The sequence below is a fragment of the Streptomyces beihaiensis genome, from assembly GCF_026274175.1.
In the GTDB taxonomy this organism is placed as follows: Bacteria; Actinomycetota; Actinomycetes; order Streptomycetales; family Streptomycetaceae; genus Streptomyces; species Streptomyces beihaiensis.
This window is the reverse complement of record NZ_JAPHNL010000196.1, coordinates 1-1,444: the sequence shown is the minus strand read 5'-3', so window position 1 is coordinate 1,444 and position 1,444 is coordinate 1. Positions and strand designations below refer to the sequence as shown.

The 1,444-nt window shown below is 76.2% G+C and carries 1 protein-coding gene and 1 pseudogene; both read left to right on the top strand.

What is annotated here, in order from left to right:
- Nucleotides 1-362: pseudogene (locus OFY01_RS16860) on the top strand (hypothetical protein); the annotation flags it as partial.
- A gap of 44 nt (nucleotides 363-406) precedes the next feature.
- The gene (locus OFY01_RS16855; protein ID WP_266600735.1) at nucleotides 407-1,180 is read left to right on the top strand and encodes a TIGR04222 domain-containing membrane protein; all 774 of its coding nucleotides are present in this window, start codon (nucleotides 407-409) and stop codon (nucleotides 1,178-1,180) included.
- Nucleotides 1,181-1,444 lie beyond the last annotated feature (264 nt).

Genomic DNA, 1,444 nt, shown 5'->3' with positions numbered 1-1,444 from the left:
GCGCGCTCGCCTCGAAGCGCGCCGACGTCGTCGCGAAGGTGGCTCCCGAACTGCCCGGGATCCTGGGCGCGTCCGAGTACCGCGCGGCGTTCCTCGCCCACGCCCACCGCACCCCGATGACCGGCGGCTACCGGCGTGACGCGCTCGACTTCGCCGAGGAGCTGCTGCTCGCGGGGCGCGTCAGGGACGCGGCGGCGCGGCGGCGCCTGACGGACTGGTGGCTGGAACGCTCGGGTCCTGCCTCGCTGGCGGGCCGGCCGGTGACGCGGGCGCTGCGCGCGGCCCGGTTCGCGCTGCGGCGGCGCCGTGGGCCGGCCGGGCGCGGGCACGGCGCGCCGGTCGAGGTGGTGTCCACGATATGAGCGAACAGTGGCGCGAGGGCGAACACCTGTCGTAGAAACTGCGCATGTTCTGGGTCCTGTTCCTCGTCCTCGCGTGTGCGGCGGCCGGTGTGTCCTGCGCACGGCTGTGTCTCGCCGCGGCGCGGTCGGCCGACACGGCCCGCGCCGCCGACGACGCGGGCCGCACGCACCAGCTCTCCTTGTACGAGACGGCGTTCCTCTCCGGCGGTCCCGGCCGGGTCGCGGATGTGACCCTCGTGTCGATGGCCCGCGGCCGCCGTCTGCTGCTGGCGCACACCGGCTGGGCGACGGTGATCGACCCGCGCGGCCGTGACGCCATGGAGCGCGGCGTGCTCGTCGCGATCGGCCCGCAGGGGCAGACACGGATAGCGCCGCTGCGGGCCGCCGCTGCCGCCGGCGAAGCGGTCCGCGCGCTCGCCGAGCGGCTCGTCACGGCGGGGCTCGCGGTGCCGGAGACGGCCAGGACGACGGTGGCCGACGCGGTGCGGCAGGTGCGGATGGCCGCCGCGTCGGTGGTGGTCCTCGGCGCGCTCTCCGAGCTCACCCCGTGGGGCACCTCGGCGCCGGGTTCGCAGGTGATGGCGTGGTTCGCGCTGCCGCTGCTGCTCACCCTGGGCTGTCTGGCCATCGCGCGGATCGAGGTCCACCCGTACACGCGGTGGGCGTCACCGCTCGGGCAGCGGGTGCTCGCCGGACTGCCGAAGGGCTCGGACGAGTTGCTCGCGGTCGCCGTGCGTGGTGTCCGCGCGGTCGGCGACCCGCAGGTGCGGGCCGCGCTCGCCGAGGGGCGGCGCGCCGGTGGTGCGGGGGTCGGGTAGCCGGGGGATTCGGGGGATTGCCCCGACACCCGTGACCTGGTGCTTTACTTCGTCAACTGCCGCCTCAAGTATCCCTTTTGTCGGCGGGCCGCACGGGCCCGCGCGTCCGACGGAAGGGATGCCCCCGAGCGATGAGAGCTGCATGCGCCCGGTACGCCGCCGCGGGATCGCTGGTCCTGTCCGCCCTGGTCGCCGTGCCGGCGGGCCGGGCGAGCGCCACCGCGCCCGAGAGGCCCGCTCCCGCCCCTGCTCCTGCTCGCGCTC

What these genes read in the sequence shown, in the direction of transcription:
- OFY01_RS16855 (WP_266600735.1), top strand. Translation starts at nt 407, where the DNA reads ATGTTCTGGGTCCTGTTCCTCGTCCTCGCGTGTGCGGCGGCCGGTGTG.